We start from the raw sequence: 13,935 nt of genomic DNA, 5'->3' as shown, positions 1-13,935 counted from the left end.
GAAACATGACTTATAATTTTACTGAAGAATACGATATTATTGTAATCGGTGCGGGACACGCTGGGGTCGAGGCTTCCTTAGCTGCTAGCCGTATGGGCTGTAAGGTCTTGCTTGCGACTATCAACATTGAAATGCTGGCTTTCATGCCTTGTAATCCCTCTATCGGTGGTTCTGCCAAGGGAATTGTCGTGCGTGAAGTTGATGCCCTCGGCGGCGAGATGGCCAAGACAATTGACAAGACTTACATCCAGATGAAGATGCTCAATACAGGGAAGGGGCCAGCTGTCCGTGCCCTTCGTGCGCAGGCTGACAAGGAGCTTTACTCTAAGGAAATGCGCAAGACAGTTGAAAATCAAGAAAATCTGACTCTTCGTCAAACCATGATTGATGAGATTTTGGTGGAAGATGGCAAGGTTGTCGGTGTGCGTACAGCGACCCATCAAGAGTATGCTGCTAAGGCTGTTATCGTGACCACAGGGACTGCTCTCCGTGGGGAAATTATCATCGGAGACCTCAAGTACTCATCAGGTCCTAACCACAGCTTGTCTTCTATTAACCTTGCTGACAATCTCAAGGAACTGGGCCTCGAAATCGGTCGTTTCAAGACAGGAACCCCTCCACGTGTCAAGGCTTCTTCAATCAACTACGATGTGACCGAGATTCAGCCAGGAGACGAAGCGCCTAATCATTTCTCATACACTTCACGTGATGAGGATTATGTCAAGGACCAAGTGCCATGCTGGTTGACCTATACCAATGGTACCAGTCATGAGATTATTCAAAACAACCTCCACCGTGCGCCTATGTTTACAGGTGTGGTCAAGGGAGTGGGACCTCGTTACTGTCCGTCGATTGAGGACAAGATTGTGCGCTTTGCAGACAAGGAACGCCACCAACTCTTCCTTGAGCCAGAAGGGCGCAATACTGAGGAAGTCTATGTTCAAGGACTTTCAACCAGTCTGCCTGAGGATGTCCAGCGTGAGCTGGTTCATTCTATCAAAGGTTTGGAAAATGCGGAGATGATGCGAACTGGTTATGCCATTGAGTATGATATGATCTTGCCACACCAGTTGCGTGCAACTCTGGAAACCAAGAAAATCTCAGGTCTTTTCACTGCTGGTCAGACCAATGGAACATCAGGTTATGAAGAAGCTGCTGGCCAAGGGATTATCGCTGGGATCAATGCGGCTCTGAAAATCCAAGATAAGCCTGAATTGATTTTGAAGCGCAGTGACGGTTATATTGGGGTCATGATTGATGACTTGGTGACCAAGGGAACCATTGAACCCTACCGTCTCTTGACCAGTCGAGCTGAATACCGTCTCATCCTTCGCCATGACAATGCGGATATGCGTTTGACTGAGATGGGACGCGAGATTGGGCTTGTGGACGATGAACGCTGGGCTCGTTTTGAAATTAAGAAAAATCAATTTGACAATGAGATGAAGCGTCTCGACAGCATCAAACTCAAGCCAGTCAAGGAAACCAATGCCAAGGTTGAGGAGATGGGCTTCAAGCCGTTGACCGATGCAGTGACAGCCAAGGAATTCCTTCGCCGTCCAGAAGTTTCTTATCAAGATGTGGTGGCTTTCATCGGACCAGCTGCAGAGGACTTGGATGATAAGATTATCGAATTGATTGAAACAGAAATCAAGTACGAAGGCTATATTTCCAAAGCCATGGACCAGGTTGCCAAGATGAAACGCATGGAAGAAAAACGCATTCCAGCCAATATTGACTGGGATGACATTGATTCTATCGCAACCGAAGCCCGTCAGAAGTTTAAACTTATTAATCCAGAAACCATCGGCCAAGCCAGCCGTATTTCGGGAGTAAACCCAGCAGATATTTCTATTTTGATGGTGTATCTTGAAGGTAAAAATCGTAGTATTTCTAAAACTCTTCAAAAATCAAAATAATACGTCGTCGGCTTCGGCTCACCTAACTCAAGTTATGCTTTCGCCTAGCCTTCTAGTCTGATTTCGATTTTTATTGAGTTTCAATCTCAAAAGAAAGCATAGAAAAAAACAGCTCCGAAAAATCGGGGCTGTTTTGTTGACTTGTACTCAATGAAAATCAAAGAGCAAACTAGGAAGTTAGCCGAAGGCTGTACTTGAGTACGGCAAGGCGAAGCTGACGTGGTTTGAATTTGATTTTCGAAGAGTATTATTCTTCGTCTGGTGTGAGGATCATCGGGATGATAATCGGTTCACGTTCTGTATTTTCATAAAGGAAGGGGCGAATAGCGTTGACAATGGCACCATTGACAGATTGAACACTAGCGTCCTTATTTTTTAGTGCGATACGAATTGCATTGAAGAGGATACGCTGGCTTTGGCGAATCAGGTCACCAGACTCTCTCATGTAGACAAAGCCTCGGCTGAGGATGTCTGGACCAGACAGAATCATCTGCGATTTGAAGTCAACAGTTGCGACTGCCAGAACGACACCGTCTTCAGATAGATCGCGCCGATCTTTGAGGACAGCTGCGCCGATTTCACCGATACGATTTCCATCGACATAGATATCTTGGGCGTTGAAATGGCCTGCGATACGAGCTGAGTTAGCAGTGAGTGCAAGCACATCACCATTGCTCATGATAAAGATATTGTCCTTTTCAACACCAGTATCCACCGCTAGTCCAGCGTGAACTTTTTGCATGCGGTATTCACCGTGGACAGGCATGAAGTATTTTGGCTTAATCAAGCGGAGCATGAGTTTTTGCTCTTGCTGGCCACCGTGTCCAGATGTATGGATATTGTTAACCTTACCGTGGATAACTTCGACACCAGCTTCTGAAATGATGTTAATCAGCTTGTTGACGCTAGTAGTGTTTCCAGGGATTGGACTAGAAGAGAAGATAACCGTATCGCCGGGTTGGAGTTGCACCTGACGGTGGGTTCCGTTGGCGATACGAGAGAGGGCCGCCATAGGTTCACCCTGACTACCTGTACAGAGGATAAGAACCTCGCCTGCAGGGTAGTCTTTGATTTCATTTGGCTCGATAAAGGTTCCCTTAGGAGCTTTGATGTAGCCAAGGTCGATTCCGTTGACAATGGCCTTTTCCATCGAACGACCAAAGACAGCGATCTTGCGCCCAGTCTTAACAGCAGCTTCTGTTGCTTGCTGGAGACGGAAGATATTTGAGGCAAAGGATGCAAAGATGATACGTCCTTCAATGCCTTGGATAATCTTCATGATGGACTGGCCAACGACTTTTTCAGAGTTGGTAAAGGTTGGCACTTCTGCATTTGTTGAGTCAGACAGGAGACAGAGCACGCCTTCTTCACCAAGGGCAGCCATACGGTGCAAGTCCGCAGGTTCTCCAACTGGAGTAAAGTCAAACTTAAAGTCACCCGTACAGACGATTTTCCCTTGAGGAGTATGAATGACAATTCCCAAAGGCTCTGGAATAGAGTGAGTCGTTCTAAAGAAAGTTGCCTTGAGATTTTTAAAGGTCAACTCAGTGTTGTGGTTGATTTCGTAAAGTTTGGCGTTGCGCAAGAGACCATGTTCTTCGAGTTTCCCACGGATCAAAGCCAAGGCAAGCGGTCCAGCGTAGATAGGGACATTTGCTTGCTTGAGCAGGAATGGAATCCCACCGATGTGGTCCTCGTGTCCGTGTGTGATCAAAACAGCCTTGACGCGGTCGATATTGTCCACGATGTATGAGTAATCAGGAATGACGTAGTCGATACCCAGCAAATCATCTTCTGGGAATTTAATCCCAGCATCGACGATGATAATCTCATCTTGGTATTCAATCCCGTATGTGTTTTTCCCAATTTCTCCCAGACCACCGATGGCAAAAACGCCGACTTCTTCAGGTTTAAGAGTATAGGCCATATTAGAACTCCGTGATTTCGAAGGCGCCAGTTTCTTTTTCGTAATCTAGCAATTTGTCAGACAAGAGTTCGATATACTCGATATTGTACTCTGGGCGATTTTCTTCGACAAGTTGGCGAGCAGCGATACGGCCCTCAAGTTCTGAGCTGGCATCGATGTCTAGGTAAAGTGCGCGTGTTGTTTCACGGCGTGGGCTACGTTCTTTTGTTTCTTGATAAAAAACTTTGTAAATCATATAGTTCCTTTCTATTTTACAGGTCAGCTTATTCCAAACTTTTAGCATAGATTTGCTTGATTTCATTCCATTTTGTGTCTAGATTGACCTTGATTCGTTACAATTATTTCAATTATACCACAAAATGAAAAATTAGTAAAAGACGGAAACGAGAAAGTCACATAAGCACTCAAAGGTAAGCGTTTGCAAAAATAAAGAAAATATGTTATTTTGATAATGGGAATGATTTTTATCACTTGTCATAATTCCATATAGATTATTTTAAGTCAAGGAGGTTGCCCTATGTATAACTTATTTGCTTTTGCTATCGGAGCTCGCTTGGTAGCTTTTATTGTTTTTGTTGCTTGCGTTTATGCGGGGAATCTTCTATTTGCCAAACTGGAACGACGACAAACCAAGTTCTTGTGGAAAATTACCTTTGTGACTCTCTACTCGCTTTTTCTCCTCCTCGTAACCTATGTCGTTTGGTTTGTATTTTACTTTGGATTAAATGCTTAGATGCCCTGCTTATGCTGGGGCTTTTTGTTTGGGGATAAAGAAAATTCCCATGTGCCAGCTTTTGTAGTATAATAGTAAGCAGACAAAAAGATAGGAATGTGTTATGAAAGTATTAGCTTTTGATACGTCTAGCAAGGCTCTTTCTCTCGCCATTTTAGAGGACAAGCAGGTTCTTGCCGAGACGACGATTAATATCAAGAAAAATCACAGTATTACCCTTATGCCTGCCATCGATTTTTTGATGGCAAGTTTGGATTGGACACCCAAAGACTTGGATCGAATCATGGTGGCGGAAGGGCCAGGTAGCTACACAGGTTTGCGAATTGCGGTCGCAACGGCTAAGACTTTGGCTCATACCCTGAACATTGAGTTAGTTGGTATGTCTAGCCTCTTGGCTCTGGTGCCATACCAACAAGAAGGTTTGTTCGTTCCTTTGATGGATGCTCGTCGCAACAATGTTTATGCAGGATTTTATGAAAACGCTAAATCTGTCATGCCAGAAGCGCACCTGCCCTTTGAGCGAGTGATTGAGCTAATCAAGGGTGCTAGTCAAGTAACCTTTGTTGGAGAAGTTGGCCCCTTTGTGGAGCAGATTCAAGAACACTTGCCAAGGACTAATTACAAAGAAACCTTACCAAATGCAGCCAATCTTGCTCTTTGGGCCTGGGACAAGGAAGCAGACTCCTTGCATGATTTTGTGCCGAACTACCTCAAACGTGTCGAGGCTGAGGAAAACTGGCTCAAGAACCACACTGAGTCTGGCGAATCTTACATTAAACGCCTATGATAGAAATCAAACGAATCCAACAACAGCCTGACTTGGCTCAAGACATCTACGCTGTTATGATAGCTGTTTACCCAGTCATCCCTTGGACGCTGGAGCAAATCCAAGCAGACCTGGCTCAAGACCAGACTTGGTATGCTCTGGCTTATGATGGGGCAGAAGTGGTTGGTTTTCTAGCTGTTCAGGAGAATCTTTTTGAAGCAGAAGTCCTGCAAATCGCTGTCAAAGGAGCCTATCAGGGTCAGGGAATTGCATCAGCCTTGTTTGCTCAATTGCCGGCAGATAAGGAGATTTTCCTCGAAGTCAGAAGGTCAAACCAACGAGCGCAAGCATTTTACAAGAAAGAAAAGATGGCAGTCATCGCTGAGCGAAAGGCCTACTACCATGACCCAGTCGAGGACGCCATCATCATGAAGAGAGAAATAGATGAAGGATAGATATATTTTAGCATTTGAGACATCCTGTGATGAGACCAGTGTCGCTGTCTTAAAAAACGACGACCAGCTCTTGTCCAATGTCATTGCTAGTCAAATCGAGAGCCACAAACGTTTTGGGGGCGTAGTGCCAGAAGTAGCTAGTCGTCACCATGTCGAGGTCATTACAGCCTGTATCGAGGAGGCTCTAGCAGAAGCAGGAATTACCGAAGAGGACGTAACAGCTGTGGCGGTTACCTATGGACCGGGCTTGGTCGGAGCCTTACTAGTTGGTTTGTCAGCTGCCAAGGCCTTTGCTTGGGCACATGGGCTTCCGCTGATTCCCGTTAACCACATGGCTGGCCACCTCATGGCTGCTCAGAGTGTGGAGCCTTTGGAGTTTCCCTTGCTAGCCCTCTTGGTTAGCGGTGGGCACACAGAGTTGGTTTATGTTTCGGAGGCTGGTGACTACAAGATTGTTGGGGAAACGCGAGATGACGCGGTTGGTGAGGCCTATGATAAGGTTGGCCGTGTCATGGGTTTGACCTATCCTGCTGGTCGTGAGATTGACGAGCTAGCTCATCAGGGACAGGATATTTATGATTTCCCTCGTGCCATGATTAAGGAAGATAATCTGGAGTTTTCATTCTCAGGTTTGAAATCGGCCTTTATCAATCTTCACCACAATGCCGAGCAAAAGGGAGAAAGCTTGTCCACAGAGGATTTGTGTGCTTCCTTTCAAGCAGCTGTCTTGGATATTCTTATGGCAAAAACCAAGAAGGCCTTGGAAAAATACCCTGTTAAAACCCTGGTTGTGGCAGGTGGCGTGGCAGCCAATAAAGGTCTCAGAGAACGCCTAGCGGCCGAAATCACAGATGTCAAGGTCATCATCCCACCACTGCGTCTTTGTGGAGACAATGCAGGAATGATTGCCTATGCCAGCGTCAGCGAGTGGAACAAAGAAAATTTTGCAAACTTGGACCTCAATGCCAAACCAAGTCTTGCCTTTGATACTATGGAATAAAATGGAGTCTGTCTGATTACAATCAGCAGACTTTTTTCTCTTTCCTGAATGTGTTATAATAGTCCATGCTGTGGCTGGGGCCTTTTCAGCCCACCTATTAAGACAATATGAGGAGAAAGATGAAAGAAAAAGGATTTTGGGAGGGGGCGCAGGCAGCCATGCCAACGGCCCTTGGTTATGTCAGTATCGGGCTGGCCTGTGGAATTATCGGTGCGCCCTATGTGACACCTATTGAGATGGGCTTGATGAGCCTCTTTGTTTATGCTGGGAGTGCCCAGTTTGCCATGCTGGCACTGATTGCGGTTCAAGCACCTGTGGCGGCTATTGCCATGACGGTTTTTTTGATCAATTTGCGTCTCTTTTTGTTGAGTTTACACGCATCGACTTATTTCCGTCATACCAGCCTCTGGCAAAATATTGGTATGTCTAGTCTCTTGACGGATGAGACTTATGGCGTTTTGATGGGTGAATTGGCCCATACAGACAAGGTCAATCCTATGTGGATGCACGGAAATAATCTTAACAGCTATGTGGCTTGGTTTGTGGGAACAGTAGTCGGAACGGCTCTGGGTGGCCTGCTGCCAAATCCAGAAATCTTTGGCTTGGATTTTGCCTTGGTTGGGATGTTCATTGGAATTTTTGCTTCGCAATTCCAGATTATGCAAAGACGGATTCCTGTCCGCAATCTACTGATTATCCTAGCAGTTGTTGCGGTGTCCTTCTTTTTGCTCTTGACAGTGGTGTCTCAGTCGCTAGCTGTTCTGTTTGCGACGCTACTTGGTTGTACAATGGGGGTGGTTTTAGATGGTCAGTAAGTATCTTTTATTAGCAGTTATTTTCTCTGGTTTGGTTACGTGGATTCCCCGTATGATTCCCTTCATCTTGGTCAAGTATAAGGGTTTGCCTGCGATCGTTGAGCGTTTTTTGAAGTTCTTGCCCGTTTCGATTATCTTTGCCTTGATTCTTTCAAGCGTAGTGACAGGTAAGGTTGGTAGTCTTCCTCAAATCAAATGGCTGGACTTCTTAGCCGTCTTTCCAACAGCTTGGGTAGCCTTTCGCTACCGCAATCTAGTCGGAACAGTTCTCTTTGGGGTGGTCTTAATTGCAGTCTTGCGTTTGGTCTTTTAATACTCTTCGAAAATCAAATTCAAACCACGTCAGCGTCGCCTTACCGTACTCAAGTACAGCTTGCGGCTAGCTTCCTAGTTTGCTCTTTGATTTTCATTGAGTATAAATTAGCCATAAAGAAAACCTATCACAGAGATAGATATCATATAATGGCGTAAATGCTCTTTTTCTGTTAAGATTATAAGGTATTCTATTTTGGAGGAAATGACATGAAAAAAATCGTTAAATACTCATCTCTTGCTGCCCTAGGGCTTGTTGCTGCAGGCGTTCTAGCAGCTTGCTCAGGTGGTGCTAAGAAAGAAGGAGAAGCAGCTAGCAAGAAAGAAATCATCGTTGCAACCAATGCTTCACCAAAACCATTCAACTATGAAGAAAATGGCGAATTGACTGGTTACGAAATTGAAGTCGTTCGTGCTATCTTTAAAGACTCTGACAAGTATGATGTCAAGTTTGAGAAGACAGAGTGGTCAGGAGTCTTTGCGGGTCTTGACGCTGACCGTTACCAAATGGCCGTTAACAACATCAGCTACACTAAAGAACGTGCTGAAAAATACCTTTACGCAGCCCCAACTGCTAAAAATCCTAACGTTCTTGTAGTGAAGAAGGACGACTCTAGCATCAAATCACTTGATGATATCGGTGGAAAATCAACAGAAGTTGTTCAAGGGACAACATCTGCTAAACAGTTAGAAGACTATAACAAGCAACACTCAGATAATCCAACTGTCCTTAACTACACTAGAGCAGACTTCCAACAAATCATGGGACGCTTGAGCGATGGTCAGTTTGACTACAAGATTTTTGATAAAATCGGTGTTGAAACAGTTATCAAGAACCAAGGTTTGGACAACTTGAAAGTTATCGAACTTCCAAGCGACCAACAACCTTACGTTTACCCACTTCTTGCTAAAGGTCAAGATGAGTTGAAAACATTTGTAGACAAACGTATCCAAGAACTCTACAAAGACGGAACTCTTGAAAAATTGTCAAAACAATTCTTCGGAGACACTTACCTACCAGCAGAAGCTGATATTAAATAATTTCTTGAAATCATCCATTCTGAGTAAGATGGGTGATTTCTCAATTTTTAAGTATATAGTTTTAAACTATATATCTGACTATCTAATAACAATTTGTAGAATCAAACAAATTGTGAGATACTAGTACGGTATTATTTTTAAGGAGAAAGAATCATGAAAATTAAAAAATGGCTTGGTGTAGCAGCCCTTGCTACAGTCGCAGGTTTGGCTCTTGCAGCTTGCGGAAACTCAGAAAAGAAAGCAGACAATGCAACAACTATCAAAATCGCAACTGTTAACCGTAGCGGTTCTGAAGAAGCTCGTTGGGATAAAGTTCAAGAATTAGTTAAAAAAGACGGTATTACTTTGGAATTTACAGAGTTCACAGACTACTCACAACCAAACAAGGCAACTGCTGATGGTGAAGTAGACTTGAACGCTTTCCAACACTATAACTTCTTGAACAACTGGAACAAAGAAAACGGGAAAGACCTTGTAGCGATTGCAGATACTTACATCTCTCCAATCCGCCTTTACTCAGGTTTGAATGGAAGTGACAACAAGTACACTAAAGTAGAAGATATCCCAGCAAACGGAGAAATCGCTGTACCAAACGATGCTACAAATGAAAGTCGTGCGCTTTACTTGCTTCAATCAGCTGGCTTGATTAAATTGGACGTTTCAGGAACTGCTCTTGCAACAGTTGCCAACATCAAAGAGAATCCAAAGAACTTGAAAATCACCGAATTGGACGCTAGCCAAACAGCTCGTTCATTGTCATCAGTTGACGCTGCCGTTGTAAACAATACCTTCGTTACAGAAGCAAAATTGGACTACAAGAAAGCACTTTTCAAAGAACAAGCTGATGAAAACTCAAAACAATGGTACAACATCATCGTTGCGAAAAAAGATTGGGAATCATCACCAAAAGCTGATGCTATCAAGAAAGTGATCGCAGCTTACCACACAGATGACGTGAAAAAAGTTATCGAAGAAACATCAGACGGTTTGGATCAACCAGTTTGGTAATAAGAAACAGGGAGGTGGGAGAGAAAATTCCACCTCTTGCTTTTGTATAGAGCATGGATTGTCAGGAAGAGTAGTTCATAGAAAGGTAGAGAGAATATGGTTTTTCCTAGCGAACAAGAACAGATTGAAAAATTTGAAAAGGATCATGTGGCCCAGCATTATTTTGAGGTTTTGCGTACCTTGATTTCTAAGAAGTCGGTCTTTGCCCAACAGGTGGGTCTCAAAGAAGTTGCCAACTATCTGGGTGAGATTTTCAAGCGTGTTGGAGCTGAAGTGGAGATTGATGAGACTTATACAGCGCCCTTTGTCATGGCGCATTTCAAGAGTTCGCGTCCAGATGCTAAGACCTTGATTTTCTATAACCACTATGACACTGTGCCAGCGGATGGGGATCAGGTGTGGACAGAGGATCCCTTTACGCTTTCGGTCCGCAATGGCTTCATGTATGGGCGTGGGGTTGATGACGACAAGGGTCATATCACAGCTCGTTTGAGTGCTTTGAGAAAATACATGCAACACCATGATGACCTGCCTGTCAATATCAGTTTTATCATGGAGGGAGCGGAGGAATCGGCTTCGACAGACCTAGATAAGTATCTGGAAAAACATGCGGATAAACTCCGTGGAGCAGATTTGTTGGTCTGGGAACAAGGGACCAAAAATGCCTTGGAACAGTTAGAAATTTCTGGTGGAAATAAGGGGATTGTGACCTTTGATGCCAAGGTTAAAAGTGCTGATGTAGATATCCACTCTAGTTATGGTGGGGTTGTGGAGTCAGCTCCCTGGTACCTCCTTCAAGCTCTACAGTCTCTTCGTGCCGCAGATGGTCGTATCTTGGTTGAAGGTTTGTACGAAGAAGTGCAAGAGCCGAATGAACGAGAATTAGCCTTGGTGGATGCCTATGCTCAACGCAATCCTGGGGAAATCAGCCAGATTTATGGCTTGGAATTGCCTCTCTTACAAGAGGACCGTGTAGCCTTTCTAAAACGTTTCTTTTTCGAGCCAGCTCTTAATATCGAAGGGATTCAGTCAGGTTATCAAGGGCAAGGAGTCAAAACGATTTTGCCAGCAGAAGCTAGTGCTAAGCTAGAGGTTCGTTTGGTTCCTGGCCTAGAACCGCATGATGTTCTGGAAAAAATTCGGAAACAGCTAGACAAAAATGGCTTTGATAAGGTAGAATTATACTATACCTTGGGAGAGATGAGCTATCGAAGCGATATGAGCGCGCCAGCCATTCTCAATGTAATCGAGTTGGCCAAGAAATTCTATCCACAGGGCGTTTCAGTCTTGCCGACAACAGCAGGGACAGGGCCTATGCATACGGTTTTTGATGCCCTAGAGGTACCAATGGTGGCCTTCGGTCTAGGAAATGCTAATAGTCGAGACCACGGTGGGGATGAAAATGTGCGAATCGCCGATTACTACACCCATATTGAATTAGTAGAGGAGCTGATTAGAAGCTATGAGTAGAGATATTATCAAGTTAGATCAGATCGATGTGACTTTTCACCAAAAGAAGAGAACCATCACAGCGGTCAAGGATGTGACCATTCACATCCAAGAAGGGGATATCTACGGAATCGTTGGATATTCTGGAGCAGGGAAATCAACCCTTGTACGGGTGATTAACCTCTTGCAAAAACCATCTGCAGGGAAAATTACCATTGACGACGATGTGATTTTTGATGGTCAGGTGACCTTGACGGCCGAGCAGTTACGTCGTAAACGTCAGGATATCGGGATGATTTTCCAGCATTTTAACCTCATGAGCCAAAAGACGGCAGAGGAGAATGTAGCTTTTGCCCTTAAACACTCTGGGCTCAGCAAGGAAGAAAAGAAGGCTAAAGTAGCCAAATTGTTGGACTTGGTTGGCTTGGCAGACCGTGCTGAAAACTACCCTTCACAACTATCTGGAGGACAAAAACAGCGTGTGGCCATTGCGCGTGCTTTGGCCAATGATCCAAAAATCTTGATTTCAGATGAGTCAACTTCTGCCCTTGACCCTAAGACAACCAAGCAGATTTTGGCCTTGTTGCAAGATTTGAACCAAAAATTAGGCTTGACTGTTGTCTTGATTACGCATGAAATGCAGATTGTCAAAGATATTGCCAATCGTGTGGCAGTTATGCAGGATGGGCATTTGATTGAAGAGGGCAGTGTCCTTGAAATCTTCTCAGACCCTAAACAACCTTTGACTCAAGACTTTATCTCAACAGCTACAGGTATTGACGAAGCTATGGTCAAAATCGAGAAGCAAGAAATCGTGCAACATCTGTCTGAAAACAGTCTCTTGGTGCAACTCAAGTATGCGGGTGCTTCGACAGACGAGCCACTTTTGAATGAATTGTACAAGCGTTACCAAGTAACGGCTAATATCCTCTATGGAAACATCGAAATTCTTGATGGTACTCCTGTTGGAGAATTAGTTGTGGTCTTGTCAGGTGAAAAAGCAGCTTTGGCAGGCGCCCAAGAAGCCATTCGTCAAGCAGGCGTACAACTAAAAGTATTGAAGGGAGGACAGTAAGATGGAATCATTGATTCAAACCTATTTACCAAATGTCTATAAGATGGGCTGGGCTGGTCAAGCAGGCTGGGGAACGGCCATCTACCTAACCCTCTATATGACAGTTCTTTCTTTCATCATCGGAGGGTTCTTGGGGCTAGTGGTCGGACTCTTCCTTGTTTTGACAGCGCCAGGCGGTGTTTTGGAAAATAAGGTCGTTTTCTGGATTTTGGATAAAATCACCTCTATTTTCCGTGCGGTTCCATTTATCATTCTCTTGGCAGTCTTGTCACCCTTCTCACCCTTCTCTCATCTAATCGTAGGAACAAGCATTGGTCCAAATGCGGCTATTGTACCCCTATCTTTTGCAGTCTTTGCCTTCTTTGCCCGTCAGGTGCAGGTTGTCTTGGCTGAATTGGATGGTGGTGTCATTGAGGCGGCCCAAGCTAGCGGAGCGACCTTCTGGGACATTGTAGGTGTTTATCTATCAGAAGGTCTTCCAGATTTAATCCGTGTGACAACTGTGACCTTGATTTCTCTTGTTGGAGAAACAGCTATGGCTGGTGCGGTTGGAGCTGGTGGTATTGGTAACGTAGCCATTGCTTATGGATTTAACCGTTACAATCACGATGTAACCATCTTGGCAACCATCATTATCATTTTGATTATCTTTGCGATCCAATTCTTGGGAGACTTCTTGACCAAGAAATTGAGCCATAAATAAAAAAGAGCCGCCTAGCTCTTTTTTAGTAATCAGATTTTCTGTGCCAATTTTTTACTCAAGGTTTGTCCAATTAAGGCACCCACTAGGGCTCCGATGACAATACTTGCTATAAATAGAAGGATGGTTCCAGGGTTTGGCGCGACCATGATACGGTCGATATATTCTTGGGATTTTCCTCTTGCTAGAAGGGTTGCTATATAGGCTTTGGGCGCAATCCACATAAGTAAGATTGGACCAGTTGAGCTAAATGCAAAAATAACAAAAGAAAGAAAGTTCTTTGTTTGATCTTTATATTTTCCTAAAAGAGCTACTCCATCTGCTAGGAGACCACAGATAATTCCAGGAAGGAAGGCACCGGCACCGTGTTTAGTTCCCAAGAAAAAGAGAGCAATGACAAGGCCGATAGTGGTAATGGCTCCAAAACGTGGAACTTTTGCGACCAGAATCATATAGACGCCACCGCCGACAAGGGCAGTAAAAGCAGGCGCATAAAACATGTTTCCAGTTTGATCAAAGAGATTGCCCAAAAGGACACCAATCCCCATGGAGAGGAAGTAAAGAACTGCAAAAAGCAGTGTAGTTAAGATAGATTTCTTCATGAATTGTCTCCTGATAATTTTTTCACAATTCTCATTTTACCATGGTTTGGTGGGATTGTAAATGGATACTAGAAGTTTTTGAAAACGCTTGAAATATGATATAATAGTTTCATAGTTATTTTTAGGAGGATAT

At 44.2% G+C, this 13,935-nt stretch carries 15 protein-coding genes; 12 read left to right on the top strand and 3 right to left on the bottom strand.

Going from position 1 to position 13,935, the window contains the following annotated elements; all coding sequences use genetic code 11:
* Positions 1-5: 5 nt before the first annotated feature.
* Positions 6-1,919 (top strand): tRNA uridine-5-carboxymethylaminomethyl(34) synthesis enzyme MnmG, encoded by a 1,914-nt coding sequence (mnmG, locus tag TZ91_RS09195; RefSeq protein WP_033686138.1) that lies wholly within the window; start codon positions 6-8, stop codon positions 1,917-1,919.
* Between the two features lie 247 nt (positions 1,920-2,166).
* Here the strand turns inward: mnmG and rnjA are convergent, their stop codons facing one another.
* The gene (rnjA, locus tag TZ91_RS09190) at positions 2,167-3,846 is read right to left on the bottom strand and encodes a ribonuclease J1 (RefSeq protein WP_033686139.1); all 1,680 of its coding nucleotides are present in this window, start codon (positions 3,844-3,846) and stop codon (positions 2,167-2,169) included.
* A gap of 1 nt (position 3,847) precedes the next feature.
* Positions 3,848-4,081: a DNA-dependent RNA polymerase subunit epsilon gene (locus TZ91_RS09185; RefSeq protein WP_000639572.1), complete on the bottom strand. Its 234-nt coding sequence runs from the start codon at positions 4,079-4,081 to the stop codon at positions 3,848-3,850.
* Between the two features lie 282 nt (positions 4,082-4,363).
* Between TZ91_RS09185 and TZ91_RS09180 the strand changes: the two genes are divergently transcribed.
* The 11 genes from TZ91_RS09180 to TZ91_RS09130 all read left to right on the top strand — a co-directional run bounded on the left by TZ91_RS09180 (position 4,364) and on the right by TZ91_RS09130 (position 13,203).
* Positions 4,364-4,579 carry a hypothetical protein gene (locus tag TZ91_RS09180; protein WP_000282478.1) on the top strand — a complete coding sequence of 72 codons (216 nt, stop codon included), beginning with the start codon at positions 4,364-4,366 and terminating at the stop codon, positions 4,577-4,579.
* Between the two features lie 103 nt (positions 4,580-4,682).
* On the top strand, positions 4,683-5,366 hold the full coding sequence (gene tsaB / locus TZ91_RS09175; protein ID WP_033686140.1) for a tRNA (adenosine(37)-N6)-threonylcarbamoyltransferase complex dimerization subunit type 1 TsaB: 684 nt from the start codon (positions 4,683-4,685) through the stop codon (positions 5,364-5,366).
* A complete protein-coding gene (rimI, locus tag TZ91_RS09170) occupies positions 5,363-5,800 on the top strand; it encodes a ribosomal protein S18-alanine N-acetyltransferase (protein WP_033686141.1) in 438 nt (145 codons plus the stop codon). Before tsaB ends, rimI begins: the two co-directional genes overlap by 4 nt.
* A complete protein-coding gene (tsaD, locus tag TZ91_RS09165; protein WP_033686142.1) occupies positions 5,790-6,800 on the top strand; it encodes a tRNA (adenosine(37)-N6)-threonylcarbamoyltransferase complex transferase subunit TsaD in 1,011 nt (336 codons plus the stop codon). Before rimI ends, tsaD begins: the two co-directional genes overlap by 11 nt.
* Before the next feature lie 119 nt (positions 6,801-6,919).
* On the top strand, positions 6,920-7,615 hold the full coding sequence (locus tag TZ91_RS09160) for an AzlC family ABC transporter permease (RefSeq protein WP_080702812.1): 696 nt from the start codon (positions 6,920-6,922) through the stop codon (positions 7,613-7,615).
* Positions 7,605-7,928, top strand: a complete 324-nt coding sequence (locus TZ91_RS09155; RefSeq protein WP_000253936.1) for an AzlD domain-containing protein — start codon at positions 7,605-7,607, stop codon at positions 7,926-7,928. The genes TZ91_RS09160 and TZ91_RS09155 overlap by 11 nt, the downstream gene beginning before the upstream one ends.
* A gap of 209 nt (positions 7,929-8,137) precedes the next feature.
* Positions 8,138-8,968, top strand: coding sequence for an amino acid ABC transporter substrate-binding protein (locus TZ91_RS09150; RefSeq protein WP_020901826.1), 831 nt, complete (start codon positions 8,138-8,140; stop codon positions 8,966-8,968).
* 153 nt (positions 8,969-9,121) lie between these two features.
* Positions 9,122-9,976, top strand: a complete 855-nt coding sequence (locus tag TZ91_RS09145) for a MetQ/NlpA family ABC transporter substrate-binding protein (protein ID WP_033686143.1) — start codon at positions 9,122-9,124, stop codon at positions 9,974-9,976.
* Positions 9,977-10,072: 96 nt separating this feature from the next.
* Positions 10,073-11,446 carry a M20 family metallopeptidase gene (locus TZ91_RS09140; protein ID WP_033678570.1) on the top strand — a complete coding sequence of 458 codons (1,374 nt, stop codon included), beginning with the start codon at positions 10,073-10,075 and terminating at the stop codon, positions 11,444-11,446.
* Entirely contained in the window at positions 11,439-12,500 is a 1,062-nt protein-coding gene (locus TZ91_RS09135; RefSeq protein WP_033686144.1) for a methionine ABC transporter ATP-binding protein, read from the top strand. The genes TZ91_RS09140 and TZ91_RS09135 overlap by 8 nt, the downstream gene beginning before the upstream one ends.
* Before the next feature lies 1 nt (position 12,501).
* Positions 12,502-13,203 (top strand): methionine ABC transporter permease, encoded by a 702-nt coding sequence (locus TZ91_RS09130; RefSeq protein WP_033686145.1) that lies wholly within the window; start codon positions 12,502-12,504, stop codon positions 13,201-13,203.
* 29 nt (positions 13,204-13,232) lie between these two features.
* On the opposite strand, the gene TZ91_RS09125 is transcribed toward TZ91_RS09130, so the two are convergent.
* The gene (locus TZ91_RS09125; protein WP_033686147.1) at positions 13,233-13,802 is read right to left on the bottom strand and encodes an MptD family putative ECF transporter S component; all 570 of its coding nucleotides are present in this window, start codon (positions 13,800-13,802) and stop codon (positions 13,233-13,235) included.
* Between the last annotated feature and the right edge of the window lie 133 nt (positions 13,803-13,935).

This window comes from Streptococcus mitis, assembly GCF_000960025.1.
GTDB lineage: Bacteria > Bacillota > Bacilli > Lactobacillales > Streptococcaceae > Streptococcus > Streptococcus mitis_DH.
Note: the sequence above shows the minus strand (reverse complement) of the source record. Positions and strands in the feature narration are given on the sequence as shown.